General features: G+C 71.3%; 24 protein-coding genes and 1 pseudogene. 11 read left to right on the forward strand and 14 right to left on the reverse strand.

The window, feature by feature from the left end; genetic code table 11:
• Positions 1 to 58: 58 nt before the first annotated feature.
• Entirely contained in the window at positions 59 to 805 is a 747-nt protein-coding gene (locus OG741_RS32040; RefSeq protein ID WP_405603550.1) for a GntR family transcriptional regulator, read from the reverse strand.
• Positions 806 to 1,037: 232 nt separating this feature from the next.
• Here OG741_RS32040 and OG741_RS32045 point away from each other — a divergent pair, with 232 nt between their 5' ends.
• Positions 1,038 to 1,607, forward strand: coding sequence for a GNAT family N-acetyltransferase (locus OG741_RS32045; protein ID WP_405603552.1), 570 nt, complete (start codon positions 1,038 to 1,040; stop codon positions 1,605 to 1,607).
• Positions 1,608 to 1,658: 51 nt separating this feature from the next.
• Entirely contained in the window at positions 1,659 to 3,638 is a 1,980-nt protein-coding gene (locus tag OG741_RS32050) for a DUF5107 domain-containing protein (RefSeq protein ID WP_405603553.1), read from the forward strand.
• 16 nt (positions 3,639 to 3,654) lie between these two features.
• On the opposite strand, the gene OG741_RS32055 is transcribed toward OG741_RS32050, so the two are convergent.
• The 5 genes and pseudogenes from OG741_RS32055 to OG741_RS32075 all read right to left on the reverse strand — a co-directional run bounded on the left by OG741_RS32055 (position 3,655) and on the right by OG741_RS32075 (position 7,580).
• Positions 3,655 to 4,008 carry a VOC family protein gene (locus OG741_RS32055; RefSeq protein WP_266483046.1) on the reverse strand — a complete coding sequence of 118 codons (354 nt, stop codon included), beginning with the start codon at positions 4,006 to 4,008 and terminating at the stop codon, positions 3,655 to 3,657.
• 51 nt (positions 4,009 to 4,059) lie between these two features.
• On the reverse strand, positions 4,060 to 4,869 hold the full coding sequence (locus OG741_RS32060; RefSeq protein ID WP_405603554.1) for a methyltransferase domain-containing protein: 810 nt from the start codon (positions 4,867 to 4,869) through the stop codon (positions 4,060 to 4,062).
• Positions 4,870 to 4,961: 92 nt separating this feature from the next.
• Positions 4,962 to 5,495 carry a GNAT family N-acetyltransferase gene (locus OG741_RS32065; protein WP_405605868.1) on the reverse strand — a complete coding sequence of 178 codons (534 nt, stop codon included), beginning with the start codon at positions 5,493 to 5,495 and terminating at the stop codon, positions 4,962 to 4,964.
• A gap of 66 nt (positions 5,496 to 5,561) precedes the next feature.
• Positions 5,562 to 5,993 (reverse strand): annotated as a pseudogene (locus tag OG741_RS32070) (GNAT family N-acetyltransferase); the annotation flags it as partial.
• A gap of 72 nt (positions 5,994 to 6,065) precedes the next feature.
• Entirely contained in the window at positions 6,066 to 7,580 is a 1,515-nt protein-coding gene (locus tag OG741_RS32075) for a bifunctional phosphatase PAP2/diacylglycerol kinase family protein (protein WP_405603555.1), read from the reverse strand.
• 220 nt (positions 7,581 to 7,800) lie between these two features.
• Between OG741_RS32075 and OG741_RS32080 the strand changes: the two genes are divergently transcribed.
• On the forward strand, positions 7,801 to 9,018 hold the full coding sequence (locus tag OG741_RS32080) for an aminotransferase class I/II-fold pyridoxal phosphate-dependent enzyme (RefSeq protein WP_405603557.1): 1,218 nt from the start codon (positions 7,801 to 7,803) through the stop codon (positions 9,016 to 9,018).
• Positions 9,019 to 9,030: 12 nt separating this feature from the next.
• Positions 9,031 to 10,161 carry an MBL fold metallo-hydrolase gene (locus OG741_RS32085; protein ID WP_405603559.1) on the forward strand — a complete coding sequence of 377 codons (1,131 nt, stop codon included), beginning with the start codon at positions 9,031 to 9,033 and terminating at the stop codon, positions 10,159 to 10,161.
• Here the strand turns inward: OG741_RS32085 and OG741_RS32090 are convergent.
• Together OG741_RS32090 and OG741_RS32095 are read right to left on the reverse strand one after the other, a co-directional pair.
• A complete protein-coding gene (locus tag OG741_RS32090; RefSeq protein WP_405603561.1) occupies positions 10,141 to 10,821 on the reverse strand; it encodes a DedA family protein in 681 nt (226 codons plus the stop codon). The two genes, OG741_RS32085 and OG741_RS32090, sit on opposite strands and share 21 nt — an antisense overlap.
• Positions 10,818 to 11,582 (reverse strand): MBL fold metallo-hydrolase, encoded by a 765-nt coding sequence (locus tag OG741_RS32095; RefSeq protein ID WP_405603562.1) that lies wholly within the window; start codon positions 11,580 to 11,582, stop codon positions 10,818 to 10,820. Before OG741_RS32095 ends, OG741_RS32090 begins: the two co-directional genes overlap by 4 nt.
• A gap of 269 nt (positions 11,583 to 11,851) precedes the next feature.
• On the opposite strand from OG741_RS32095, the gene OG741_RS32100 reads away from it, so the two are divergent.
• The 3 genes from OG741_RS32100 (at position 11,852) to OG741_RS32110 (ending at position 15,508) form a co-directional block, all read left to right on the forward strand.
• Positions 11,852 to 12,256, forward strand: coding sequence for a hypothetical protein (locus OG741_RS32100; RefSeq protein WP_405603563.1), 405 nt, complete (start codon positions 11,852 to 11,854; stop codon positions 12,254 to 12,256).
• 104 nt (positions 12,257 to 12,360) lie between these two features.
• Positions 12,361 to 14,445 (forward strand): phage holin family protein, encoded by a 2,085-nt coding sequence (locus tag OG741_RS32105; RefSeq protein WP_405603565.1) that lies wholly within the window; start codon positions 12,361 to 12,363, stop codon positions 14,443 to 14,445.
• Between the two features lie 28 nt (positions 14,446 to 14,473).
• Entirely contained in the window at positions 14,474 to 15,508 is a 1,035-nt protein-coding gene (locus OG741_RS32110) for a zinc-dependent alcohol dehydrogenase family protein (protein WP_405603567.1), read from the forward strand.
• 345 nt (positions 15,509 to 15,853) lie between these two features.
• Here the strand turns inward: OG741_RS32110 and OG741_RS32115 are convergent, their stop codons facing one another.
• The 4 genes from OG741_RS32115 to OG741_RS32130 form a co-directional block, all read right to left on the reverse strand.
• Positions 15,854 to 16,339, reverse strand: coding sequence for a peroxiredoxin (locus OG741_RS32115; RefSeq protein ID WP_405603568.1), 486 nt, complete (start codon positions 16,337 to 16,339; stop codon positions 15,854 to 15,856).
• Complete coding sequence (locus tag OG741_RS32120) at positions 16,323 to 16,736, reverse strand: hypothetical protein (protein ID WP_405603569.1); 414 nt, start codon at positions 16,734 to 16,736, stop codon at positions 16,323 to 16,325. Before OG741_RS32120 ends, OG741_RS32115 begins: the two co-directional genes overlap by 17 nt.
• A gap of 109 nt (positions 16,737 to 16,845) precedes the next feature.
• Positions 16,846 to 18,249 (reverse strand): tannase/feruloyl esterase family alpha/beta hydrolase, encoded by a 1,404-nt coding sequence (locus tag OG741_RS32125; RefSeq protein WP_405603570.1) that lies wholly within the window; start codon positions 18,247 to 18,249, stop codon positions 16,846 to 16,848.
• A 33-nt stretch (positions 18,250 to 18,282) separates the two neighbouring features.
• Positions 18,283 to 19,755, reverse strand: a complete 1,473-nt coding sequence (locus OG741_RS32130) for a PHB depolymerase family esterase (protein WP_405603572.1) — start codon at positions 19,753 to 19,755, stop codon at positions 18,283 to 18,285.
• Positions 19,756 to 20,013: 258 nt separating this feature from the next.
• Between OG741_RS32130 and OG741_RS32135 the strand changes: the two genes are divergently transcribed.
• A complete protein-coding gene (locus OG741_RS32135; protein WP_405603573.1) occupies positions 20,014 to 20,379 on the forward strand; it encodes a hypothetical protein in 366 nt (121 codons plus the stop codon).
• Positions 20,380 to 20,418: 39 nt separating this feature from the next.
• On the opposite strand, the gene OG741_RS32140 is transcribed toward OG741_RS32135, so the two are convergent.
• Both OG741_RS32140 and OG741_RS32145 read right to left on the reverse strand, forming a co-directional pair.
• Positions 20,419 to 20,847 carry an ATP-binding protein gene (locus tag OG741_RS32140; protein ID WP_405603574.1) on the reverse strand — a complete coding sequence of 143 codons (429 nt, stop codon included), beginning with the start codon at positions 20,845 to 20,847 and terminating at the stop codon, positions 20,419 to 20,421.
• Positions 20,848 to 21,151: 304 nt separating this feature from the next.
• Positions 21,152 to 22,414, reverse strand: coding sequence for an ABC transporter substrate-binding protein (locus tag OG741_RS32145; protein WP_405603576.1), 1,263 nt, complete (start codon positions 22,412 to 22,414; stop codon positions 21,152 to 21,154).
• A gap of 156 nt (positions 22,415 to 22,570) precedes the next feature.
• On the opposite strand from OG741_RS32145, the gene OG741_RS32150 reads away from it, so the two are divergent.
• Genes OG741_RS32150 through OG741_RS32160 form a run of 3 tightly spaced genes read left to right on the forward strand, consistent with a single transcriptional unit; the run spans position 22,571 to position 26,169 of the window.
• Complete coding sequence (locus tag OG741_RS32150; protein ID WP_405603578.1) at positions 22,571 to 23,074, forward strand: PadR family transcriptional regulator; 504 nt, start codon at positions 22,571 to 22,573, stop codon at positions 23,072 to 23,074.
• Positions 23,071 to 23,856 carry an ABC transporter ATP-binding protein gene (locus OG741_RS32155; protein ID WP_405603580.1) on the forward strand — a complete coding sequence of 262 codons (786 nt, stop codon included), beginning with the start codon at positions 23,071 to 23,073 and terminating at the stop codon, positions 23,854 to 23,856. Before OG741_RS32150 ends, OG741_RS32155 begins: the two co-directional genes overlap by 4 nt.
• 3 nt (positions 23,857 to 23,859) lie before the next feature.
• Positions 23,860 to 26,169, forward strand: coding sequence for an FtsX-like permease family protein (locus OG741_RS32160; RefSeq protein ID WP_405603582.1), 2,310 nt, complete (start codon positions 23,860 to 23,862; stop codon positions 26,167 to 26,169).
• Positions 26,170 to 26,222: the final 53 nt, after the last annotated feature.

Here is a 26,222-nt window from a genome sequence, read left to right on the forward strand (position 1 = left end):
AGTGTACGGCACGTCCCGGGACGGTGCCGTGACGGGCGTCTCCCGCGCTCGGCCACCCTCAGTTCGACTGGACGACGGGCAGGGCGGGCGCCCCGGTCGGCAGCATGTGCTTGGCCGCCAGGATCGGGGTGTCGTCGACCCGCACCACCTGGGTGACCAGCACCGCAGGAGTCTCGGCCGCCCGGCCGAGCTGCTCGCCGCGCCGCTGTCCGAGCAGCGTCGCGCTCACCCCGCTGTGCCCCGTCAGCGTCACCCCGCGGGATGCCCCGACGAGCACGGCGAGCATCGAGCCGGCCGGGGCGGGCGCGGCCCGCAGCGCATCGGCGAAGGCCGGATGCACCAGGTCCAGGACCTCCTCGGCGGCCGCCCACTCGTGGCTCAGTGCCGCCGCCGTGCCCTCCCCGGCCAGCAGCGACTCCCAGAACCGCAGCTCCGCCCCGGCCGGGGCGAGCAGATGCTGGGTGGTGAAGTCGGTGGGCTCCTCCACGGCACGAAGCAGTGGCCGCACCCGCAGCGGTGAGCCGGTGGACAGCAGATCTTCGAGCGGCTGGATGTGCTCGTAACCGCGCCGCGGCGGGCGGTCGTTGACGGTCCGGCCCACTCCTCGGCGTACCGAGAGCAGCCCGTCCTCCTGGAGCAGCAGCAGGGCTTCGCGCAGGGCCGGTCTGCTGACCCCCAGCTCGGCCGCGAGCCGGGGCTCGGACGGCAGGGTTGAGCCGGGCGGATAGGTGCCTTCGTGGATGGCGTCCGCGATCCGCTCGTACAGAACGACGACCGGCCTCCGCTGCTGCCCGCTGACTGCCACTGACCCTCCTCGGCTCACTTGTCAGCAAGCTATGCGAGCCGCGGCGGCGTGGCAATGTTCAACGAAGCGTGGGCGAGCTGCGCTCTCGCGGTTCCGTGGACGTCACAGCCGCGTCATGCGCCTGTAGGTCCCTCTCCGTATCGGGCTTACTTGTCAGACAAGATCGATTCGCCTCACCCGTACGGCCCACTCCGCCGCCCTCATGGGAGCAGGACCCGATTAGGCTGGCGTGATGGCCGAGACCTCCTCCGCCTCCCCGTACCTCACCACGGGCCCACGGGTCGGCATCCGCCCCTACACGTACGAGGACGGCGAGGAATTCACCGAGCTGGTGCGCCGGAGTACGGAACACCACCGGCCCTGGCTCTTCCCGCCCGCCACGGCCGAGACCTACGCCATGTACGCGCAGAAGCTCATCGAGGACCCGACCAAGGCCGGATTCCTCGTCTGCGAGCGGGAGTCCGGCGGGATCGCGGGCTTCATCAACATCAACAACATCGTCGCGGGCGGCTTCCGCTCCGGGGCGATCGGCTATGGCGCCTTCGCACACGCCGTCGGCCGCGGCCTGATGGGCGAGGGCCTCGGCCTGGTCGTGCGACACGCCTTCGGCGTCATGGGACTGCACCGACTCGAGGCCAATATCCAGCCGCTGAACGCGGCTTCCATCGGGCTCGTGCGCGGTGCGGGCTTCCGCCTGGAGGGCTTCTCGCCCGCCTTCCTCTTCATCGACGGCGCCTGGCGCGACCACGAACGCTGGGCGATCACCAGCGAGATGCTCACCGCTGACTTTGCCGAAGCCTGACCGAAGTCTGACCTGCGGAGCCCCTGGTCAGGGCGGCGACCTCCGTGTTCGATGGTCGCCATGACAACCGTGCGGCGTACCGTACTGACCCTGCCGGCCGCCCCCGTGGGGCCGCCGAATCCGCTGCCCGCACTGCGTCCGCTCGACGAGATGCACGCCGTCGACGAGCGTTCCAAGCAGGATCTGCCGCGCGAGATGGCACGGCAGATCGGGTACGAGCCACTGCGCACGCTGCTGCCGGTGCGGGTGCTCGACGGGTACGGCCGCCGCCGTACCGAGACCCCGCTCGACGCGATCGTGATCGAGAACGAGCGGCTGCGGGCGACGGTGCTGCCGGGCCTCGGCGGCCGCATCCACTCGCTGCACCACAAGCCGACCGGGCGTGAACTCCTCTACCGCAACCCCGTGTTCCAGCCCGCCGACTTCGCGCTCAACGGCGCCTGGTACTCCGGCGGCATCGAGTGGAACATCGGCGCCACCGGCCACACCACGCTGTCCTGCGCACCGCTGCACGCCGCCGTCGTGCCCGCGCCCGACGGGGGCGAGATGGTCAGGCTCTGGGAGTGGGAGAGGCTGCGCGATCTGCCCTTCCAGGTCGATCTGTGGCTGCCCGACGGCTCCGACTTCCTCCATGTCGGCGTGCGGATCCGTAATCCTCACGAGCGGCCCGCGCCCGTCTACTGGTGGTCCAACATCGCCGTCGAGGAGCACGAGACGACCCGGGTGCTCGCACCCGCCGACGAAGCCTGGCACTTCGGATACGAGCGCAGCCTGCGCCGGGTGCCCGTGCCCGAATTCCGGAGCGCGGACCGTACGTACCCCCTGCGCAGCGAGTATCCCGCCGACTACTTCTACGAGGTGCCCGCCGAGGCCCGCAAGTGGATCGCCTCGCTGGACGCGGACGGCCACGGCCTCGTCCAGACCTCGACCGACGCGCTGCGCGGCCGCAAGCTCTTCCTCTGGGGCTCGGGGCGCGGCGGACGGCGCTGGCAGCAGTGGCTGACCGAGCCCGGCACGGCGGGTTACGCGGAGATCCAGGCGGGGCTCGCGCGCACCCAGCTGGAGCATGTACGCCTCGACGGGGGCGGGGAGTTCAGCTGGCTGGAGTCGTACGGACCGCTCGCCGCCGACCCCGCGGCCGTCCACGGCGAGGACTGGAACGCGGCGCGCGCCGAGGTGGAGAACCGGCTGTCGCAGGCTCTGCCACGGGAGGCGGTGGACGCCGCGTACGAGGCGTGGCGGCCCTGCGCGGACACCGAACCGGGCGAGCGGCTCGCCACCGGATCGGGCTGGGGAGCCCTGGAGGTGCTGCGCGGCGGACACAAACTGCCCGGCACGCCCTTCGACGAGTCGACGCTCGGCGAAGAGCAGGCGCCCTGGCGGGAGTTGCTGAGGACCGGCGTCTTCCCGGCGCCCCGCAGGGTCGTACCGCCCGGCCCCTCGCTCGTGGCACCGCACTGGCGCGACATGCTGGAGACCGCGCCCGCCGAACCGCTGACCGAGTACCACCTCGGTGTCGCCCAGTGGCACGCGGGCGACCTCGCCCAGGCCGTACGCAGCTGGGAACGCGGCCTCAGACTCGCCCCCTCCCGCTGGCCGTTGCTGCGCTGCCTCGCGGTCGCCGACCTGGAAGGCCGCCAGACGACGCGCGCCGCCGACCGCTACGCCGAAGCCTTCGACGACCTGTGCCAGGAGCGCCGCGACGACGGCGCGACGTGGACGTCGGCGACGGCAGCGCTCGGCCGCGAGGCGATCGCCGCGCTGCTCGCCGCCCGCCGCACCACGGAGGCCCGCGCGGTCTGGGACCGGCTGCGTCCGGCGGTCCAGCAGCGCGGCCGCTTCCGGCTCGCCGAAGCCCAACTCCTCACCGCCGAGGGCCGCAAGGACGAGGCGCGCGCGATTTTCGACGCGGGCTTCGAGGTGGCGGACCTGCGGGAGGGCGCGGAGATCCTCGAAGACGTGTGGTCCCGGATCACCGACGAGCCGCTGCCCGAGGCGTACGACTACCGGATGCGCCCGGCAGGCGGCTGAGGGCGGCGACCGCAGGTCATTCGGCGGCCTTGCGGTCGACGTACTCGAACACCGCGCCGTCCGGGTGCACGGCGATCAGATTGCGGCCCACCGGGGTCGGCACCGGACCCGCGACGACCCTCGCGCCGGTCTCGGAGAGCGTGGCGTACGCCTCGTCCACGTCCTTCACCGCGATCGTCGCCGTCACCTTGCGCAGCACCTCCAGCTCCGACTCCGGACCGCTCATCAGCAGGAAGCAGCCGACGGCCGCCACCGAGACCCCGCCGCGCTCGAAACGCAGGGGCGTGGCTCCGGTGAGCCGCTCGTAGAAGGCAGCCGCGGCCTCCAGGTCGTCGACGCAGATGCGAAGCGTGGTTCCGAGGATCTCCATACGAGCGAGCGTAGTTCGCGGCGGCGGGCGGCGAAATCGATTGCCGGATTGTCATACCCGGCAGAGGACTTCGCCGTGCGGAACCATGAACCAGGCGTCGTCCAGGCGGCCCCATTCCCGCCAGCCGTCGGAGACCGCCGCCAGTTGCTCCGCTGTCGCATGCCCGCCGTCGACGGCGAGCCGCGCGTACACCGACGCGGTCGTACGGTCCGCCCACAGGCCACTCCACCAGGCGCGCTCGTCGGGCCCTGCGAAACACCAGGCCGCGGCGGACGCGGTGATTTCGGTGAAGCCTGCCGCCCGGGCCCAGGACAACAGCCGGCGGCCGGCGTCGGGCTCGCCGCCGTTCGCGCGGGCGACGCGCCGGTACAGCCCCTGCCAGTCGTCGAGCGCGGGGAGCTCGGGGAACCAGGTGAACGCGCCGTAGTCGCTGTCGCGCGCCGCGACGATGCCGCCGGGGCGGCAGACCCGCCGCATCTCGCGCAGCGCCTGCACCGGATCGCCGACATGCTGCAACACCTGATGGGCGTGGACGACATCGAAGGAGTCGTCGGGGTGGTCCAGTGCGTGGACATCGGCGATCTCGAAGCGGATGTTGTCGAGGCCCCGTCCGGCGGCGGTCTCGCGCGCCTGGACCAGTACGTCCTCGGCGGCGTCGACGGCTGTCACCCGGCCGGGCGCCACCAGCTCGGCCAAGTCGGCCGTGATGGTGCCCGGACCGCAGCCCACGTCCAACACGTCCATACCCGGCCGGAGTTCACCGATGAGATACGCGGCGGAGTTCGCGGCCGTCCGCCAGCGGTGAGAACGCAGCACCGACTCGTGGTGCCCATGGGTGTAGACGGCGGTCTCCTTCGGCATGGCCGAACTCCTTCTCCGGAAGCGGGTACGGCAACCGTACGCCGCTGTCCCGTATGACGAGACCCATGTCTTGTTATGTGGGATGGGCTGCGTCAGGAATGCCGAGGGCTCATGGCGAGGTCCGCCTGCCAGCGCACCTCGCCGTCCCGCACTCGGTCGGTCGGCTTCAGGCCGGCCGCTGTGGCGACCGCCGCCGATGCGAGATGGTGCGGGTGCACATGGGCGACGGCCGTGTGCACCGACCGGTCCGCGAGCCAGCCGACGAGCGCGCGTGCCGCCTCGGTGGCGACACCCCGGCCCTGCCAGGGCGTGCCGACCACCCAGGCGACCTCGGCCGTGCGGCCGTGTCCCGAGGGGCGCACCGTCGCCTGGACAGTGCCCGCGAGACGGGACTCGGCCCGGAGGCTGATGACCCAGTTGCACCAGGACACGGCGGGATCGGGCGCACCCGCCAGCATGCGGGCGTACCGCGAACGCAGGGCTTCGACCGTGTCCGGCGCGCCGCCGACGAACGTGTGCAGGGACGGATCGGCCAGGGCCTTCGCCATCTCGTCCGCGTGCTCGACGGCGAGCGGCAGCAGCACCAGCCGTTCGCTGCGGATGAGCTCGGAGGCGAGGCGTGGCAGCAGCGGGCGCCGGTAGCGCAGCTTGATCAGCGGGAGGCCGGAGCTCGTGTCCACCTCGACGGCGCCGTCCTGGCGCCAGCCCGATGCCTCGTAGAACCGGCGGGCCCGGTCATTGGCCTCCAGCACCCACAGCGTGGCCCGGGTGCAGCCCGCCTCCGTGAGCTCGTCGACGACGGCCGCCAGCAGGCTTGAGCCGACTCCGGAGCCCCACACCTCCGGCAGCGCGTACAGCATGCCGATCTCCGCGGTGCCCGCGGTGCGGCCCGGTGCGTACGAGGCGAAGGCGACGATCCCCTCAAGGGTCTCGGCGACCAGCACACCGGCGGCGGGCCTTCGGGGCTGGGTGAGCCGTCCCGTCCAGGTCAGCGCCTCACGCGCGGGATCGAGCGAATCGAGATGCTCCTGAGGCACGACACCGGAGAACGCCGCCTGCCAGGACCGTACGTGGACCGCGGCGATCCCCGGTGCGTCATGCGTCTGCGCGCGGCGGATCTGCATGTGCTCATGGTGCGGGACGCGGGCCGAGCCCGTCGATCCGGTTTCCGCGCGAGTCCCGCGAGTGGACGGACTTCAGAGCAGGGCCTGCGGGCGGTAGACGGTCAGCGCCTCGACCTGCTTGTCCACCACCAACTCCCGTGGCGCCGCGGTCACTTCACCGTCGTATGCCAGCGGCGTGCCCGGCGCGAGCCCGGAGATACGCAGCTGGTGCAGCTTCTGCGCCGCGTGCACCGGCGAGCGGCTCAGCGGGCCGGCGAGCGCCGCGGCCAGCAGCCGCAGCCCCGGCCAGCGACCGCCGTGCACCACGCGCACATCCAGCAGGCCGTCGGCCAGATACTGGCGGTTTCCGGGCGTCGGGCCCACCGGCTGGTAGATGCCGTTGCCGGCGAACAGCATCCACATGGGGCGGCGGCGGCCCTGAACCTCGGCCTCCAGCGGGTGTTCGCCGCGCAGCACCCGTGCCGCCGCGAGCACCCCGGCCGGCCAGCCGCCGATACGCGGCGACCAGCGCTCACGGATGCGCACCAGCTCCGGATAGACGCCCAGGCTGAAGGTGTTGAGAAAGTGGCCCGGTTCGGCGCCGCCGCCGGGTCCCGGGGTGAAGCGCCCCAGGTCGACGCGGACGGCCTCGCCGCCCGCGAGGGCACGGCAGGTGTCCTGGACCGTTTCGATGCCCAGGTCGTACGCGAAGTGGTTGAGTGTGCCGCCCGGGAAGACGGCGAGCGGCACACCGCGCGCGGCGGCGAGGGTCGCCGCCCGGTTGACGGTTCCGTCGCCGCCGAGGATCCCCAGCACCCGGCCGTGTTCGGCCGCCTTCTCCAGCTCCGCCGCCAGCTCGTCGGGTGCGCACTCCACCATCTCGGCGAGCGGCAGCAGTTCATGCACCAGCCGGGCCGAATCCGCCGAGCCCGCCTGCCGGTTGACCACGACGACCAGGCCCTCGCCGTTGCGCAGCGCGGGTGCGTCGGCATGCGGCGGGCCGGGCGGCGGAAGCTGCGAACGGGTCGGCACCGCGCCGCGCAGCGCGAAGGCCGCACCTACGCCCAGCGCCGCGCCCACCAGCACGTCGCTCGGATAGTGCACGCCCGTGTAGACGCGCGAGAAGGCGACAGACGCGGCCACCGGCGCGACAATCGCGCCCCAGCTCTTCGACTCCAGTGCCACGCCGGTCGCGAAGGCCGCCGCCGAGGCGGCGTGCCCGGAGGGGAAGGACGTCGTGAACGGCTGCCGCTTCAGCTGCCGTATCACGGGCACCGCGTCGAGCAGCGGCCGTGCTCTGCGCACCGAGCGCTTGCCGATGGTGTTGATGGCGGCGGAGGCGAGCGCGAGAGACGCCACGCCCCGTACGGCGGCGCGCCGCGAGCGCGCGTCGCGCCCGAGCGCGGCAATCCCGGCGGCCGTGCCGAGCCAGAGCAGCCCGTGGTTGGCGCTGCGGCTCAGCCGAGGCAGCACCGGCTCCGCGAGCGGCCAGTGCCGGGCCGCGATGGCGTGGTGGACCTGCCGGTCCCACGCGCCGAGCAGCGCCGTGACCCGGGCGCGGGCCTGCGGCATTCCCTGTGTTTGAGCCTGTGCGTGAGCGTCTGACATGGAACGCGGGTACCCGGTGGACGCCGCCGCCACGCAGGAGGGGGCCCATTCACCCACGTCGGTGGTCCGCCACCCGGTCACCGTCGCCCGGCACCGTCGTCCGATGCCCGGCCGATCGCGACTCCAGCGCGGGATCCCGCACGGCGAGCTCGCGCAAACCTCCGTATAAAGGGCTCGTGGGCCGGTGACCGGTCCTGGGGACACGCGGAGGTGACGGCACATGCAGCGGACGGCACCGGAAGACCGTGGCCGTGTCCGTTTCGGACCGCCCGCCCCCGAGTCCGGACTGCCCGTGCTGCCCGAGCTCGTCGATGTGCTCGCGGCCGCGTCGGACCGCGCCGTGGGGGAGCCTCCCGGCGGCGGCCCCGAGCTGCGCGAGGCGGCCTGCGGCTACTGGTGGCGGCGCGGGCTGCGCTCACGGCCCGAGGAGGTGGCAGCAGCTTCCGGCGCGCAGCCCCTGCTGCTCGCCCTGATCGGGGCGCACGACGGCGATGTGCTGATGCCGCGTCCGTGCCCCGCCTGGTGGACTCCGCAGGTCCGGCTGCTCGGCAGGCCCGCCTACCATGTGCCGACCCCGGCGGAGTGCGGCGGTGTGCCCGACCCGTTCGCCCTGCTCGAGACCGTACGCAGAGTCCGCGCCGAGGGCGGCATGCCCCGGCTGCTGCTGCTCTCCGTCGCCGACGACCCCACCGCGACCGTCGCCCCGCCCGAGACCGTGCGCGAGGCGTGCGAGGCCGCCGTCGGTGAGGGGCTGCACATCATCAGCGACGAGACCTGGCGCGACACCCTGCACCGGCCCCACGAGACGGTGCTGCTCAGCCCCGCGGAGATGTGCCCCGAGGACGTGACCATCATCAGCGATCTGGCCGGAGCGCTCACGCCCCCATCCTGGCCGGTGGCCGTCGCCCGCTTCCCCCGCACCGACGAGGGAGCGCTCAGGCGGGCCAGGACCCTCGACTTCCTCACCGCGCTGGGCGCGGTCGTCGCCGAACCGATCGCGGTGGCCGCGACCCACGCGCTCGACGAGCCGGGTCCGGTCACCGAAAGGGCCGAGCGGGCGGCCGCCCTGCACGCGCGCGTGGCCGCGGAAGTGCACCGCGCGGTGCTCGCCTCCGGGGCCCTGGCCCGGCCGCCGCAGGCGGGCCGCCATCTGTACGCCGACCTCGGGCCGCTGCGCTCGCGCCTCGCTGATCGGGGGGTGAACGACTCGATGGAGCTGGAGGAGTATCTGAGCGACCGCATCGGGACGCCCGTTCCCGGCGGGCACCGCTTCGACGACGAGCTGGGGGCGCTGCGCGTACGGCTGGCCACCGGGCCGCTGCTGGGTTCGACTCCCGAACAGCGGCAGGAATCACTCACCTCACCGGCACCTCTGGAATTGCCGCACGTGGCGGAGGCGTTGAGCATTCTTGGAACGGCCTTCGACGAACTGCGTTGAACGGAGCCCCGGATGACGGAACAGACGGAGCAGGCGGAGCACTCGGGCCAGGCAGACGACGCGGCACACACCACCGACGGGGCACAGGCGACCGACCCCGCACACGCAGTCGACTCGGCACAGGCGACCGCCCACGCACAGCCACCTCACCCCGCACCGCCGAACCACCCCGGCGTACGCTCCCGGCCCCGCCCCCTCGGAGAGATCCGCACCTGGCCGAGGACCTTCGCCGGCCGGCTCACCGCGCCCCTGCCCGGCGTACGCGCCATGGCCCGCCTCGCCACCGAGGGCGCCGTGCGCCCCGGCCCCGACGGGCTGCGCGACATTCCGCTGCTGCCCTTCGCGCCGGGGCCGCTGCCCGCCGTGGACACCGCGACCGTCGCCGTCACCTGGGCGGGACACGCCAGTTGGGTGCTCGGCATCGGCGGGCTCACCGTCCTCACCGACCCCGTCTGGTCCCGCCGCATCTTCGGCACCCCGGCCCGCATCACGCCCGTCGGAGTGCGCTGGGAGGACCTGCCGCCGATCGACGCGGTGGTCATCAGCCACAACCACTTCGACCATCTGGACGCCCCCACCGTGAAGCGACTGCCGCGCCACACCCCCGTCTTCGTCCCGGCGGGCCTCGCCCGCTGGTTCCGGCGCCGCCGCTTCACCCGCGTGACCGAACTGGACTGGTGGGAGTGCGCGGAGCTGGGCGGCGTCCGCTTCGACTTCGTCCCCGCCCACCACTGGTCCAAGCGCACCCTCATGGACACCTGTCGCTCGCTCTGGGGCGGCTGGGTGCTGACCGACCGGCTCGGCCAGTCCGTGTACTTCGCGGGTGACACCGGCTACGGCCACTGGTTCAAGGAGATCGGCCGCCGCCACCCGGACCTCGATGTGGCGCTGCTGCCGATCGGCGCGTACGACCCGCGCTGGTGGCTCAGCGATGTCCACACCGACCCCGAAGAGGCGGTACGCGCCTTCGAGGATCTCGGCGCGCGGCATATGGCCCCGATGCACTGGGCGACGTTCGTGCTCTCCGCCGAACCGGTCCTGGAGCCGCTCAGCCGGGTCCGCGCCGCCTGGGAGCGCACCGGCCGGCCGCGGGACCGGCTGTGGGACTTGCCGGTGGGCGGCTCACGCCTGCTGGCCGGTTGAGCCCGCCGAGCCGGGGCGCGACCCGCGCCGGACCCGGCGCCACAGCGTCGGCGCCCCGCTGATCACCACGGTCAGGGTCACCGCCACCACCACGCCCTTCCACGGCTCGTCGAACAGCGAGCCGCCGAGAATCCCGATCAGCTGATACGTCGCCGCCCAGGCCAGGCATGCGGGGATGTCGCCGCGCACGAAGTCGCGCAGCGGCATCCGGCTCAGCAGGCAGGCCAGCATCACCGGGATCCGCCCGGCCGGCACCAGCCGGGAGAGCACCAGGACCGTCACCCCGCGCTCGTCCAGCTTGCGCTGCGCCTGATCGAGCCGGTCGGGCGCGGCACGGTCGCTCAGCGCCGCGAGCCACCGCGAGCCGTTCTTCGAGCGGAACCCGCGCTGGCCGAGCCAGTACAGCGTCACATCGCCGAGGAACGCCGCGAGCGACGCCACCAGAAACACGAACAGCAGCGACAGCGGGGCCGTCTGATGGAAGGCCACCACCGCCGCCGAACTGACCACCGCCCCTGTCGGCACCACCGGCACCAGCGCACCCAGCACCACGAGCAGAAACAGCGACGGGTAGCCGACCGCCTGCTGCGTCGACTCCGGCGGCAGCTTCCCGACGATCTCGGACAGCTGCCCGAGCGACTCCCAGGGCGTCGACCTCACCGGGCAGCCTCCGGCCTGACCCGCTCGCCGTGCCCCAGCCGGTGCACCGCCACCTGCGGAGCCAGCCGCGCCGCCTTGCGTACGAACTCCTCGCCCGGGGCGTAGAACTCGTGCGGCCGGATCCCGTCCATCCCGATCGGCCAGTACGTGCCGTAGTGCACGGGCACGGCCGCGCGCGGCGCCAGCGAGGCCAGCGCCTGCGCCGCCCGTCCCGGGTCCAGATGCCCGTGGCCGAGAAACGGCCCCCAGCCGCCCACCGGCAGCAGCGCCACATCGACCGGGCCGACCTCGTCGGCCATCGCGTCGAAGAGCCCGGTGTCCCCGGCGAAGTACGTACGCGCCTCGCCGCTGATCACATAGCCCAGCGCCGGTGAACGGTGCGGCCCGAGCGGCAGCCGCCGCCCGTCGTGCAGCGCGGGCACAGCCCGCACCACCAGGTCCCGGACCCGTACCTCGTCACCCGGCGCCACCTCGGTGACCCGCAGACCCAGCCGGGCCAGCCCCGGCACGGACCGTGTCGCGGCGCGCGGCACCACCAGCCAGGTGCCCGGAGCCAGCCGCGCCAGCGAGGGCAGATGCAGATGGTCGGAGTGCAGATGCGACACCAGGACCGCCTCGGCGACCGCCGCCTCCGCGGGCGGCAGCTCACCGCGCCGTCTGCGCAGATGCGCGAGCCGGCGCACGAAGAGCGGATCGGTCAGCACCCGGACACCGGAGTCCTCGACCGTGCAGGTGGCATGACCCCACCAGGTGACCTCCACGCGCGCCTCCTCCTTGCACCCGTACGCCCCGAGCCTAGGTCCTGTCCGGCCGGTCTTGCCGGGCTCGCGTGCCCTGGCACGGCACCTCGCTGCGTTGTCGTCAGTCGCCGACGCTCCGCGTGGGCTCCATCCTCCGCCTTGCGATGCACCACGCCAGACCCCGCTCACTGATCCGGCCTGATCGACCGGACAGGACCTGGATGCCGGGACCCGGAGCCCGGAGTAGGGTCATCGGCCAGTGACCGAGAGTGCAGGGGGATCCCATGTCCATGGACGGCTTACGCGTGGCGGCCATCGCCAGCCTGACCCCCCTCGAGGAACTCGACAGCGATCCCTTTCTGGTGGACACCCGCAGCCAGCACGCGATGTGTGCCCGCTGGGCCGCCGACAAGGGCTATGTCGTCACCCGGCAGCTCCTCTTCTACGGGCTGCGCCCCGACCACTGCGCCCTGTGGGCCGACGTCGGGGCGGGCAGCGTGGATCTGTTCGTCGCCCCCAACGAGCGGGTGCTGGCCCGCGCCCTGACGTCGTTGCCGGACTTCCTCGCCGAGTGCGAACGCAGAGGCGTACCGCTGGAGACGGCGAACCTCGACGAGCCCGTCTACGACGCGGCGATGAAGGCCAGTGTGCATCGCAGGCTCTCCATGCCGACCGCCGGTTACGACGGTTGCTGACCGCACCGCCCGGCCCCGCCCATGACCGCGCGGCCACCCCCGCCGGACAAACCGAGCCCCTGTGCCAGGCTGGAGACCTGATCCAAGGGTGAGGTGAAAGCGGCGTGGTCGAAGGGCGATGGCGTACGGCCGGCGCAGCCCTGGTGCGGGTGATCGTGGTGTGGGCGGTGTCCACACTGACGATGCTGGCGCTCGCCGGGCTGCTGCCCGACTTCCAGCTGCAGTCCGACGACGGGGACTCCATCACCAGGACCGCCGTCACCGCCGCCTGGGGCGCCGGCGCCTTCGGTCTGCTGACCGCGCTGGTCTGGCCCGTCGTCGTACGGGCGCTGCTGCTCGTACCCGCCCTGGTGCTCGGCCTGTTGGTGTTCTTCCTCAACGGCTCGCTGCTGCTGATCGCGCTCTGGCTGATCCCAAACGGGCGCGGCGCGGCCGACCCGGAGACCGCGGTCGTCGTCGCCGCCGTGATGTCCGCCGTCGCGTCGGCGACCTCCACCGGGCTCGCCGTCCGCGACGACAACGCCTACCGCCGCCGGCTCTCCCGGCTCGCCGACCGCCGAAGACGCAGACGCGGCGAGGACAGCGGGCCCCTTCGGACGCCCGGCACGGTCTTCCTGCAGCTCGACGGGGTCGGCTACGAAGTCCTGCGGAACGCGGCCGACGACGGCGTCATGCCGACCGTCGCCGGATGGATCGGCACCACGCACCGGCTCAGCCGCTGGCGCACCGACTGGTCCAGCCAGACCGGCGCCAGCCAGCTCGGCATCCTGCACGGCTCCAACCACGACGTCCCCGCCTTCCGCTGGTACGAGAAGGACAGCGGCCGGGTCATGGTCAGCAACCGGCCCGCGAGCGCCGCCGAACTCCAGCGCCGCGCCATCGAGCGCACCGGCGACGGCGGACTGCTCACCGTCGACGGCGCGAGCCGCGGCAACCTCTTCAGCGGCGGCGCGGACCAGCTCGCGCTCGTCCTGTCCATGGCCGCCAGACGAGGCAAGGCCAACCGCTCAAGGGCGGGCTACTTCGCGTACTTCTCCGACCCCGCCAATGCCGTGCGTACCGCACTGTCCTTCGTCGCCGAAGTCGCCCGTGAGATCGGGCAGTCGACGCGGGCGCGCCTGCGCGGCGACCGGCCGCGGGTGGGGCGCGGCGGGCTCTACCCCTTCATCCGGGCGTTCGCGACGGTCATCGAGCGCGATGTGGTGGTTGCCTCGGTGATGGGGGACATGCTCGCCGGGCGCACCGCCGTCTACGCCGACCTCGTCGCGTACGACGAAGTGGCCCACCACTCCGGGCCGCACAGCAAGGACGCCTCGCTGGTGCTCGAACGCCTCGACCGGTCGATCGCGCTGATGGCCAAGGTCGCCGAACACGCGCCCCGCGACTACCGGATCGTGCTGCTGTCCGACCACGGCCAGAGCCCCGGAGAGACCTTCGAGAGCAGGTACGGACTCACCCTCAAGGATCTCGTGCGCGCCGGGTGCGGACTGCCCGTCTCACGCCGGGCGGAACGCTCCAAGAGCGGCGCGGAGGCACGCGACGCCGCGGGCGACGCCCTGCGCATGGCGCTGCACCGGCAGCGCGCCGAAGGAGCCGACGAACATCCGCAGGCGGGCTCCGACCCGATCGTGCTCGCCTCCGGCAACCTCGCGCTGATCTCCTTCGCCGACACGAAGGAGCGTCTCAGCCGCGAGCAGATCGAGCGCCGCCACCCGGCGCTGCTCCGGACGCTCGCCGGCCACCCGGGCATCGGCTTCCTGCTGGTACGCAGCGAGCGGTACGGCTCACTGGTCCTCGGCCCCGACGGCGAAGAGGTACCCGTCGGCCGGCTGACCGACTACGGCCCGCTGAGTGTCTTCGGCACCGGCGCCGCGGAGGCAGTACGGCGCACCGACTCCTTCCCGCACGTCGCCGACATCATGGTCAACTCGATGTACGACCCGAAGACGGGCACCGTGCACGCCTTCGAGGAACAGATCGGCTCGCACGGCGGGCTCGGCGGCGAACAGTCCCAGCCCTTCCTGCTGTCGCCACTCGACCTGTCGGCACCGGCCGAGCCCGACGCCGAAGTGGTCGGTGCCGAGCGTGTGCACCGCGTGCTGCGGCGCTGGCTGCGCGAGTCCCAGGGGCCGCAGGTGCCGATCGGGTCTGCCGCAGAAGCCTTCCCTCCGGATACGTTGACGCCGTAGAACGTCAGGCGAACCGGGAGTGTGCCGAGTGCGTGCTGTGGTGTTCGAGGAGTTCGGCGGGCCACTCGACGTGCGCGAGGTGCCCGATCCCGTGGCGGCCCCCGGCGGCGCGGTGATCAGGGTCGAGGCGACCGGGCTGTGCCGCAGCGACTGGCACGGCTGGATGGGCCACGACCCCGACATCACGCTCCCGCACGTCCCGGGGCACGAACTGGCCGGAGTCGTCGAATCGGTGGGAACCGGCGTCGCCGAATGGCGGCCCGGCGACCGGGTCACCGTGCCGTTCATCTGCGCCTGCGGCCGGTGCGCGGCATGCACGCGCGGCGCCCAGCAGGTGTGCGAGCACCAGGAGCAGCCCGGCTTCACCCACTGGGGGTCCTTCGCCGAGTACGTCCCCGTCCACCACGCCGACACCAATCTGGTCGCCCTGCCCGATGCGATGTCGTTCAGCACGGCCGCGAGCCTGGGCTGCCGGTTCGCGACCGCCTTCCGCGCGGTGGTGGCGCAGGGCAGGGTGCGGCCGGGGGAGTGGGTCGCCGTCCACGGGTGCGGCGGTGTGGGCCTGTCCGCGGTGATGATCGCGGCGGCCTGCGGGGCCAGGGTCGTCGCCGTCGACGTCTCGCCGGACGCGCTGGAGCTCGCGCGGACCTTCGGCGCGGAGGTGTGCCTCGACGCGTCGGCCCTCGGCGCGGGCGTCGCGGACGCGGTCCGCTCCGCGGCCGGCGGGGGTGCGCATCTGTCACTGGACGCGCTGGGCGCGCCGGTGACCTGCGTCAACTCCGTCCAGAGCCTGCGCCGTCAGGGCCGCCACGTCCAGGTCGGCCTGCTGCCCCAGGGCGTCCACCTGCCGATGGACCGGGTCGTCCCGCTGGAGCTGGAGATCCTCGGCAGCCACGGCATGGCGGCGCACGCGTACCCCGAGATGATGGCGATGGTGGCGTCGGGGTCGCTGCGGCCGGGCTTGCTGGTGACGAGGACGATCGGCCTCACGGAGGCGCCGGGGGCGCTGGCGGCGCTGGGCGGCGGGTCCGGGGTGACGGTGATAGCGCCGCACATGGGGTAAGGGTGCGCCTGCGGCGGGCTTGTTCCCCACCCCGCCCTCCCCCAGACTCCGTCCGGGGGGACCCCCAACCTCCTGGCGCCCGCTTCGCGGCGCGAACTGGGGGCTCCGCCCCCGAGCCCCCGTACGCCCTTCGGGCGTGTCCTCAAACGCCGGACGGGCTGGATGTGCGGCCCTGCCGCACATATCAGCCTCGCCGGCGTTTGAGGCGCGGGGTCCGGGGCGGAGCCCCGGGGCAGACGGCGCGAAACTCAGCCTCGCCGGCGTTTGAGGTGCGGGGGTCCGGGGGCGGAGCCCCTGGTTACGGGAAGGGGCGGGGTGGGGAACAAGCCCGCCGCAGGCGCCCCCTCACGCGTCCTGGAGCGCCGCGAGCTGTCGGGCCAGCGTCTCCTTCGACTGGAACGTCGCCCCGAACAGGGCCACATGCTTCCAGTGCAGCGTCCCGTCGGCCGCTATGACGAAGACGGCACGCCGCAGCCCGATGCCCGGCGCCGCGATGCCGAAGGCCCGTGAGACGGCCCTGTCGGTGTCGGCGAGCAGCGGCATGCGCAGCCCGTACTTGCGGGCGAACGACTCATGGCTGTCGACGCTCTGCGGGCTGACCGCCCAGACCTCGGCGCCGCAGTCCGTGAACGACTCCAGACCACTGGAGTACGAGCAGAGCTGCTTGGTGCACACGCTGGTGTCGTCGCCGGGATAGAAGGCGATGACCAGCGGGCGGCCCCGCTGCCCGCTCAGCGTGAAGTCGCGGCGCTCGAAGACGTCGTCGACCAGAATCCCGCCGGGGAGGGTGAAGTCGGCGACGGACTGGCCGTGTTCAGGTGATGCTGCCAAGGGAACTCCTGCGGCTACGAGTGCGGACGGACGGGAGTACTGCCTTGCGGCCCCTCGTCGAGGGCATCGTCGAAGGGCCGCGTACCCACACAGTCCACGCCGAAGCAGGTCCCGGATGGAAGACGAACCGGCGATCGTGGCCGGGTTGCAATCGAAGGTCATCGGCGGAACCGATGATGTGGAACGCCAGTCGCCTGCCGCCCGGGAACAGGTCACGGATCTCCTGGAGGGTCAGCTCCCGGTCGTCGGCGAGCGCGCCGACATCCACGAACAGCACAGTGAAGCCCTCGGCCTCCCGCAGGCGCAGCGCCCCGGTCAGCATCGGAGCGGTGGACCGGGCCAGTCGGCCGCTCACGGCGAGCCACACCTGTGGCCCGTCCTCCGCCAGTACACGCACCCGTATCGTCGCTCGCACCTGCGCCCCCAGAGCCGGTCCGGCGCGCCGCCGACCGGCGCGCCGCCACACGCTGTCATTCGGCGCCGGTGAGACCCGGGATTGCTCAGAATCAGGTCTCTTTGCCCGCGAGGGAGCACTCTGTGAGCAGCGTGCCCGGACCGGCACCTTCCGGGCGGGCCACGGTGCGGCTCGGCACTGGCGCTCTGCCGTGTCCGATCCATGCCTCCAGGGCCGTGAAGGCCGAGCGGTGACAGGGTGTCAACGGCCGGAGATTGTCAGGAAAGACGTCGTACAGCGAGTCGACATGCGTGCCGCCCTCGATCCGGTAGTAGCGGAACAGCCCGCCGCGGCCCGCGTCGCGCACCATGCGGGCGTACACATCGGAGTCCTGGCCGATGGGCAGCAGTACGTCGAGAGTGCCGTGCAGGGTGATCAACGGCTTTCCGATCCGGCCGGTCAGTGCGATCGCGGCGACGGCACGGCGGACCTCCGGGGGCCGAGAGGCGTACACATAGTCCGCGTCGCACGCGGACGTGCCGGGCGCGCAGTACGGGGTGCCCGCCTCGGCGGACCCGTCGTAGCCAGGGTCCAGCTCCTCGCGGTAGATCCGCTGGGTCAGATCCCAGTAGTACCGATGGTGGAACGGCCACAGAAACTCCGACCCCGCCGGATATCCGGCGGCGACCATGGCCCGGTGCGCCTCGCCCGCGCCGGGTCCGCCCGTTGCGTAGAGCGGATAGTGGCGCAGCGCGGGGGGCAGAAAGGTCAGCAGGTTCGGACCCTTCGTCCGCCAGAGCGTCCCCTCCCAGTCGACGCCGCCGTCGTACAGCCCGGGATGGTTCTCCAGCTGCCAGCGCACCAGATAGCCGCCGTTGGACATGCCTGTGGCGAGGGTGCGGGACGGCGGTCGGTGGTAGCGCTGGGCGACGACCGCGCGGGCCGCCCTGGTCAACTCGGTGACCCGGTCGTTCCATTCGGCTATCGCCTCGCCGGGCGCCGCGCCGTCACGGTAGAAGGCCGGCCCGGTGTTGCCCTTGTCGGTCGCGGCGAACGCATAGCCGCGGGAGAGGACCCAGTCGCCGATGGCCCGGTCGTTCGCGTACTGCTCGCGCACACCGGGGGAGCCCGCGACGACAAGGCCGCCGTTCCAGCGGTCGGGCAGCCGGACGACGAACTGCGCGTCGTGTTTCCAGCCATGGTTGGTGTTGCCGGCGGACGTGTCGGGGAAGTAGCCGTCGATCTGGATGCCGGGCACACCGGTGGGAGTGGCAAGGCCCGCCGGGGTCAGCCCCGCCCAGTCGGCCGGGTCGGTGTGACCGGACGCGACCGTCCCCGCGGTCGTCAACTCGTCGAGGCAGGACGCCTCTTGGTGCTCGGCACCCGGCACATGCAGCCGGGCGATCCGGGTGCAGTGGCCGGACGCCGGGGTGTCCTGCTGATGGGCGACGGCCGGGAGCGCGGCGACGGAGAGCAGCAGCGCGGCCGCGTAGGGAACGGCGAGGGGCAGGGGCACGGAGAGACCTCCTGGGGCGTACGGACCGTGGGGTCAGGGGCAGTTGCCGTCGGCGACGACGAAGTGGCCGACCGGGGATTCCTTGAGCGTGTGGGTGACGAAGGTGTTGTAGAGGCCCATGTCCTGCCCGGAGCCCTTGGCGTAGGCATGGCTGCCGTCGGCGGTGGCCCGCCCCGCCTGCACCTGGTGGTAGTTGTCGGTGGTCCAGCAGGCGGCGGGCGCCCCGCCGGTGGTGGTGGCCGTGACCGTGCCGGAGCGCGCGCCCTCGGTTCCGGCGGCGTCGCGGGCGGCGACGGAGTAGCCATGAGCGGTGCCCGGGCTGAGACCCGTGTCGGCGAAGGACGCGGCCGCCGGGGTCGCGATACGCGTCCCGTCCCGGTACACCGCGTAACTCGACGCTCCCTCAACTGCCGTCCATGTCAAGGAGACTGAGGCGTCGGTGACACCTGTGGCCGTGAGCCCGGACGGTGCCGGGAGACTGCCGGGACCCGGACCCGGCGTGGAGCCGTCGAGACCGAAGAACTCGGTGATCCAGTAGCCGGAGCAGATCGAGTCGATGAAGTTCGCGGTACCGGTCTGCCCGCACTGCTGTGGCCCGCTGCCCGGATCCACCGGTGTCCCGTGCCCGATCGCGGGCACCCGGTCGACCTCGACGACGACCGTCCCGCTGCCGTCCGCCGCCAGATACTGCTCCCGGCGCGTCTGATCCGGCCCGATCGTGGAGGTACGGTCCGGACTCTGGTCCACACCGTGCACCGCGGTCCACTGGTCCCTCAGCTCACCGGCGTTCCTCGGTACGACCTTCGGGTCGTTGTCGCCGTGCCAGATCGCCACCCGCGGCCAGGGCCCGGAGTACGCGGGATAGGCGTCCCGCACCCGCTGAGCCCATACCGCGGGCGTACGGTCCACGCCCGGGTCCATACAGGTGAACGCGCCCGAGTCCTTGGTGCAGTCGTACGGCAGCCCCGCGACCACCGCGCCCGCCTCGAAGACGTCCGGATAGGCGGCGAGCGTCACCGCGGTCATGCCGCCGCCGGCCGACAGACCGGTGACATACGTACGGGCCGCATCGGCGCCGTAGGCACTCTCCGCATGCGCGACCATCTGGCTGACGGAGGCGGCCTCGCCCTGTCCGCGCCGGTTGTCGGTCGTCTGGAACCAGTTGAAGCAGCTGCTCGCGTTGTTCGCGGAGGTCGTCTCGGCGAAGACCAGCAGGAAGCCGTGCCGGTCCGCGAAGGTCGTGAGACCGGAATTGTCGGCGTAGACCTGGGCGCTCTGCGTACAGCCGTGCAACGCGACCACGACAGCCGGGTGCGCGGGGAGGCCCGCGGGCCGGTAGACGTACATGTTCAGGGCGCCGGGATTGGCGCCGAAGCTGCTCACCCTCTCCAGGGGTACGGCCGCCTGGGCGGCGGGCGCCGGCGCCAGCAACAGGGCGGCCGCGAGGAGCACTTGGACGACGGCCAGACGGCCGGGCGACTTGGACAGGCGTTCACGCAACCGCATCAGGGCCTCCCGCAGGCGTACCGAGGTGCGGTCACAGTAGGAACGGGGCCGGTGGGGGAGGAATGGTGACGGGGCCTATAGCGCGGGGAACGCCCGGCGGTGCGGGGACTGTTGCGGGTGCGGGCGTGGGGTGCTAGGCAGCACCCATTTTTCGGTCACCATCAGCTCAGTCCGATAACTGACTATTTTTCATATGCGGAGGAACGGTACTGATTGTGGAGTTCACGTAGAGAGATCGATGAATCTGGGGGTACCACCATGGTCCGTCTCCGTTCGGCCTCGCTGGCTCTGCTGACCGCTGCCGCATGCGTCGCGCTCCCCGGGCTGTCGGCCTCGGCCGCACCCGGCGACACCGCGTCCATGTGCTACAGCAATCTGACGCCGTCCGGCTGGGTCGATGTGCAGTGGTGGAACACCTGGGCGTGCGGCACCACGTTCAACCCCAATATGAAGAAGATCAAGCAGGTGTCCGGCATGCCCATCGGCACCACCGTCAACGCCTGCATGTCCACCCTGCCCCCGGCGGGCTGGGTGATGGTGAACCGCTTCTACAGCGGCGCCTGCCAGTACTCGGCAGTGCCCAGCCATGACCCCAACACCTGGACGATCAAGCGGGTTTCCTGAGGTCGAACGTCTCCCTCGACAGGGAGAACCCCGGGTAGGTCAGAGGGGCAAGGAGACGTGTACAGCCTTGCCCCGCCGATCGGGGTCGCAGTGGACTTCCAGGGTGCCGTCGACCTCGGCGGCGAGGTCGTGGACCAGCCGAAGGCCCCGTCCTCCGATGTCATCCGGGTGCGAGGGGGGCAGCACGCGGGGGAGACGGGGGTCGCGGTCGTGGACGGCGATCGTCAGACAGTGGTCGTCGGTCACGAGAGTCAGCTCGGCGCGGGGGGACAGCCGGGCGGCGTGCTGGACGGTGTTGGCCACCAGCTCGGTGATGATCAGCAGCGCACGGTCGAGGCAGTCGTCCTTCATGCCCGGAGTGCCCTCCAGAAGGATGGCTTTGGCAGCCCGACGGGTGGCGGGGACTGAATGATCGTGGGTCTGGAAGGTCATTTCATAGCGGAACCGCGGGGCGCTCAGGGGCTGCATCAGCGACTCCTGTGTCGCCACACCATCTGCGCGGCTGCTGTGAATCTGGGTTGTATACATTTCCAGTGACCGTCCTGAATTGTGTCGGACTGGAGTGTGGGGGATCGCGATCGGCCTGATGTCCCGCGGAGAAGAGCGAGGCTGGGGCCGTGCGGTGTCGGCGGTGGAGGGGGCACCTCTGAGCCGGAAACTGGAGTTATGCATACATGTTAAGTAGGTGTGTAGGGGGCGTGTCAATGGCTCCAGGCGAAGGATCAAGATGTTATGTCCGGCAATGTCGGGCGTTGCGGCCGATCCGCGCAGCTCAGCCCCTGCGCACGATGGCCCGCAGCTCTTGTGCCAGGCGGGCGACCGCTTCATCCGATGTCTGCCGACCGGCAAGGGCGTCGTGAGCGACTGCCTGGACAGCCAGACTCACCTGCTCGTAGTGCGCACTCTTGGGGCGCGGCTTGGCTGTCAGCACGCTCTGCTTGAGCGTCGGCAGGTAGGGGAACCGGCGTACCAGGGCGGGGTCGGAGTACAGGGCCGCGCGTACGGGTGGCAGTGACCCCTGGGTGAGCACCTGGCGCTGGACGCGCTCGCTGGTGAGGTAGGCGATCAGCTCGGTCGCCGACTTCTGATGCCGTGAGTTGGCGTTGACGGCGAGGTTGGAGCCTCCGAGGATGCTGGAACCCTGGCCGTTCGGTCCGGGCAGCGGGACGGCACCGACCTTCCCGGCAATCTCGGAGCCCTTCTCGTTGGCCAGGTCGTACACATACGGCCAGTTCCGCAGAAAGAGCAGGTCGCCATTCTGGAAGGCGCGCCGGGATTCTTCTTCCTTGAACGTCAGGGCATCCCGGGGAATCCAGCCGTCGCGAACGCCGCGGGAGAGGAAATCAAGGCCCTCGCGGGCGGCGGGGGAATCGACGGTGACCCGTGCTCCCTCGTCGCTGAGGATCTGGCCCCCGGCGGACTGCATGACCTCGGCGATATTGACGGTGAGCCCCTCATAGGGGAGGTATTGGCCGGCATAGCCGTCGAGGCCGTACTTGGGTGCGATCGACTTCGCCATACTCTCGAGTTCCCGCCAGGTGCGTGGCGGCTGCCTGCCCTCTCGCTGGAGCAGATCCTTGCGGTAGTAGAGCAGCCCCGCGTTGGTGACGTAGGGGACGGCATAGAGCTCCCCCCGGAAGGTTGCCGTGTCCACGACCGGGGGCAGGAAGTCGTCGAGCGGGAACCGGTCGGCGTCGAGCGGGGTGATCCAGCCGGCGGCGGCGAATTCCGAGGTCCACGTCACGTCGATGTTGAGCACGTCGAAGCGGCCACTGCCCGAAGCCAAACCGGTTGCCATTTGTGCGCGTACCTCGTCCGCGGCTTCCGGCAGCTCGATGACCTTCACTTTCTCGGCGGGGTGCGAGCGGTTCCACTCGCTCAGTACGTTGCGCAGGTAATCCGTCAGGTCACCGCCGGTCACGAAGGTCATCGGACCGGTGTCAGCGGGCCGTTGTCCGCCGCCGTCCCCGGTGCAGCCTGCGAGGAGCAGGGCTCCGGCCATGAGCCCTCCACTGGCGGCCCGCGCCCACCGCATGGATGCCTCCTTCGCGCGCCGCGTGCGTCGCTCGCCCGGCGTATGCTCTATGCATACCTGTTAGCCATGACGGATAGTGGACCCGGTCGAAAAGGGAAACGAAGCCGGAGGAAGTAACAATCGCTTCCCTGATCCGCGGCGAGGGGAATGTACAGAGTGCGTCTCGCCCTGCTGGTGCTCTTGTTCAAGGGGCCGGCTCATGGATATGAGCTCAAGCAAGCTCTTGAGAAGCTCATGGGGGCAGCTTACTCTCAGCCCAACATCGGGCAGATTTATGTCACTCTCAGTCGCCTGGAGAATGCGGGTCTGATCCAGGGGGAGGACATCACTCAATCCAGTCGGCCGAACAAGCGCATCTACCGGCTCACCGAAGCCGGGCAGGAAGCAGCGGCCGACTGGTTCGAGGAGCCGGCCGAGCCGAAGATCCGGGACGATTTCTTCATGAAGCTCGCGCTCGCCCACGAGACGGGAGCGGCCGACCGGATCGGATTGATCAACAAACAGCGCCGCTATTGCCTGAACACCATGCGTGATCTGTCCAGGCTCGCGGCCTCGGAAGACCGTGACAAGCGCATCTCGCAATTGCTGATCGAGGGTGCGATGCTGCACCTACAGGCTGACCTCGACTGGCTGGAACGCTGTCAGGAGGAGCTGGAATGAGCCGCGAAGCCTCCTCTGCTGCTGATCCCCAGTCTGCTGCTGATCCCCAGCCGATGGTGAAGGCGCAGGGCCTGGTCAAGACGTACAAGGCGGAAGGCGCCGAGGCACGGGCCGTGCGTGGCGTCGATCTGCGGGTCGAGCTGGGCGAATTCGTCGCCGTCACCGGGCCCTCCGGCGCGGGCAAGTCCACACTCCTGCATTTGCTGGGTGGCCTGGACCGCCCGGACAGCGGGAAAATCTGGCTGGACGGCCGGCAGGTCGACTCGCTGAGCGAGGCTCGCTGGGCAGTGCTGCGCCGGCGCAGCATCGGAATCGTCTTCCAGTTCTTCAACCTGGTCTCCAACATGACCGTGACCGACAACATCGAGCTCCCGGCGCTCCTGGCCGGCAAAAGTCCACGGCAGGCAAGGGCGAGCTGCGAGGAGCTGCTCGCTGAGCTGAGCCTGGAAGGCAAGCAGCGCAGCATGCCCGGCGAGCTGTCCGGAGGCGAGCAGCAGCGGGTGGCGCTGGCTCGTGCCCTGGTCAACCACCCACGTCTGCTCCTAGCCGACGAGCCGACCGGCAGCCTGGACAGCAAGGGAGGCCGCGATGTCCTGCGGTTGCTCACCCGCTTCCACCAGCGCGGCCAGACCATCCTGCTGGTCACCCACGACGCGAGGGCTGCCAGCACCGCGGACCGAGTGATCAGTTTCTTCGACGGCCAGGTCGTCGACGACGCGGTCCTCGGCGGTCCTGAGCATGTGCCGCGCAGTGTCGCCGACATCTTGAGAATCAAGGGTTGACCGATGCGGGCCACCGTGCGGTGGGCGCGCGCCGACCTTCGGGCCAACCGCGGCGAGGCACTGTTCATCATCCTGGCCACCGCAGGCATTATCGCCTCGCTCCTGCTGGCGGGCGCGCTCCTGCTCTATGCGGCCAACCCATGGCAGCGCGTCTTCACCGAGTCCTCCGGCGCGCACGTATGGATCCACACCAGGGCAGACGCGCCCACCGAGAAGCTGACTGACATCGACGGCGTCGCAGCCTTCTCCGGGCCCTTCCCCACTGCCCCCGCCACCGCCGAAATCCGCGGCGCGAAGGTGTCACTGGAGCTGCGCGGTGCCCCAACCGAACCCCCCAAAGCGGCTCGCCCACTGGTCGACTCCGGACACTGGCTGGAGAACGACGTCCCCAACGGCATCGTGCTCGAGCGATCGGCCGCCGATGCGCTCTGGGTCAAGCCCGGCGACACTCTGCGCGTCCGCGGCAGCGACGGCAGAGATACGACTCTTCAGGTCGTGGGAATCGCGGACACCGCGGAGCCGCGCTTCGTACGTGGTGTGATACCCGGCGTCGCCTGGCTGCCGCCCTCACAGCTGCACCAGGTCGAACCCGACACCCGCCGAGTCGGGCAGACGGTCGGCCTTCGCCTTACCGATCCCCAGGACACCGACTTCGCCGTGCAGCAGGCGGTGACATTGATCGGTGCCGACCAGGTCGCCAAAGTCTCCACCTGGGAGGAGGCGCGGGACGAAGCGGAGGGCGACAACCGCCTCCTGGGACTCCTGCTCGGCTCCTTCGGCCTCGGGGCCCTGCTGGCCGCCGCCCTCGCGGTAACCGGAGCCATCAGCACCCGAGTTCGGGGACATCTCCGGGACATCTCCGTCCTGAAAGCCATCGGCTTCACCCCCGGTCAGGTCGTCCGCGCGTTCCTGGTCGAGCACGCGGCCTTCGCGCTTATCGGCGTGGCCTTCGGGGCGCTCGTCACAGAGACGCTGGGCCCCCGGATTCCCGGCCGCATCGGGGACGCGATGGTGCTGTGGCGCGACCTGCCCGAGCATGCCTGGAGAGTCCTTGCCACGTCACTCGGGGCGGTTCTCGTCATCGCGACAGCCACCGTCCTTGCTGCCTGGCGTGCTGGTCGTGTCTCACCCGTTCCCATCGCCCGGGGAGCCATCAAGAGCGGCCGCCGGCTGTCCAGGACTGCCAGATTCGCTCTGCAGCTGAGAACGCCGCCCGCACTCGTGCTCGGCTGGCGCGGGGCGTTCCACCGCCCGGCGCGCGCCGCGGCGGCCGTGGGGCGGCTCGCGCTCCCGCTGCTGATGATCACGATCGCTCTGGGGGCCTGGTCGACCCTCGACCGCTTCGAAAGCCGACCCGAGGACGTGGGACTCGCCGCGGAACTTCGCGCCAAGCCGGAGGGCATCGACGACGCGACGGCACGCAGGCTGCTGTCCGATCAACCGGGAGTGTCCGCCGCCCACCCGGGCGTCGAGGTCGCGGCGCTCGTCCCTGGCCAGACCAGGACGATCACGCTTCGCGGCCTGGGCACCTTGGGGCACCCCTACCCCTTCACCATTGCTGACGGCCGCACCATCCAGAACTCGGACGAAGCGGTGGCGGGCCAGGGACTTCTCGACCTCCTGGGAGCGGAGGTCGGTGACTGGGTCCGCATGACCGTCGGAGGCAGCCCGCAGGTCCTCCATATCGTGGGCCGCAGCATCGAGCCACAGGACGGCGGCCGCGTGATCTCCACAACCGTCGACACGCTTCGGGAGGGGGACGCCTCGCTGCGGCCCGAGTTCTACAACCTGGTCCTGACGCATGCGGCCGACCCCGAAGCGGTGAGCAGTGCACTGGCCGAGTCCTCAGACGGTGGTCTCGAGGTGCGGAAGAACACCAATCCCGCCGACCAGCTCTCCGCCGCCCGCGGGGTCATCATCGGACTCGTCGGAGTGCTCGCCTTCATCGGTCTGGCCGAACTGTTCACCGTCATCGCCGCGGGACTTCGCGAACACGGCCGCGACCTTCTCGCCCTCAAAGCCATCGGACTGACCCCCCGTCAGATCACCGCGGTGATTGTCACCAGCACGGGGTTCATCGCTGCCGCAGCGGCCCTGACGGGAACCATCCTGGGCGTGTACGTATCGACGTGGCTGATCGACCTTCAGGGGCGATCGAGCGGGCTCGGCGCGGGCATTGCCCAGCCTCCTTCCCCGGGAATGCTGCTCCTGCTCGGCGGAGCCGCCGTCGCCGGGGCGATCGCCGTCTCGACCCTGCCGGCCGCGCGGGCCTCCCGGCGCAGGCTGGCGGACACGCTCAGCGATGTCATGTGAGCTGACGTCACGCCCACCGTCGCCGGGTTCGCGGCTCTGCAGTGGTCGGCGCT

The sequence above is a fragment of the Streptomyces sp. NBC_01410 genome (genome assembly GCF_045040195.1).
GTDB lineage: Bacteria > Actinomycetota > Actinomycetes > Streptomycetales > Streptomycetaceae > Streptomyces.

Bases quoted from the DNA above. Each gene is read 5' to 3' on its own strand.
- OG741_RS32045 (WP_405603552.1), top strand. From the start codon at position 1,038: ATGGCCGAGACCTCCTCCGCCTCCCCGTACCTCACCACGGGCCCACGG.
- OG741_RS32050 (WP_405603553.1), top strand. From the start codon at position 1,659: ATGGTCGCCATGACAACCGTGCGGCGTACCGTACTGACCCTGCCGGCC.
- OG741_RS32055 (WP_266483046.1), bottom strand. From the start codon at position 4,008: ATGGAGATCCTCGGAACCACGCTTCGCATCTGCGTCGACGACCTGGAG.
- OG741_RS32060 (WP_405603554.1), bottom strand. From the start codon at position 4,869: ATGCCGAAGGAGACCGCCGTCTACACCCATGGGCACCACGAGTCGGTG.
- OG741_RS32075 (WP_405603555.1), bottom strand. From the start codon at position 7,580: ATGTCAGACGCTCACGCACAGGCTCAAACACAGGGAATGCCGCAGGCC.
- OG741_RS32080 (WP_405603557.1), top strand. From the start codon at position 7,801: ATGCAGCGGACGGCACCGGAAGACCGTGGCCGTGTCCGTTTCGGACCG.
- OG741_RS32085 (WP_405603559.1), top strand. From the start codon at position 9,031: ATGACGGAACAGACGGAGCAGGCGGAGCACTCGGGCCAGGCAGACGAC.
- OG741_RS32100 (WP_405603563.1), top strand. From the start codon at position 11,852: ATGGACGGCTTACGCGTGGCGGCCATCGCCAGCCTGACCCCCCTCGAG.
- OG741_RS32130 (WP_405603572.1), bottom strand. From the start codon at position 19,755: ATGCGGTTGCGTGAACGCCTGTCCAAGTCGCCCGGCCGTCTGGCCGTC.
- OG741_RS32135 (WP_405603573.1), top strand. From the start codon at position 20,014: ATGGTCCGTCTCCGTTCGGCCTCGCTGGCTCTGCTGACCGCTGCCGCA.
- OG741_RS32140 (WP_405603574.1), bottom strand. From the start codon at position 20,847: ATGCAGCCCCTGAGCGCCCCGCGGTTCCGCTATGAAATGACCTTCCAG.
- OG741_RS32145 (WP_405603576.1), bottom strand. From the start codon at position 22,414: ATGCGGTGGGCGCGGGCCGCCAGTGGAGGGCTCATGGCCGGAGCCCTG.
- OG741_RS32155 (WP_405603580.1), top strand. From the start codon at position 23,071: ATGAGCCGCGAAGCCTCCTCTGCTGCTGATCCCCAGTCTGCTGCTGAT.
- OG741_RS32160 (WP_405603582.1), top strand. From the start codon at position 23,860: ATGCGGGCCACCGTGCGGTGGGCGCGCGCCGACCTTCGGGCCAACCGC.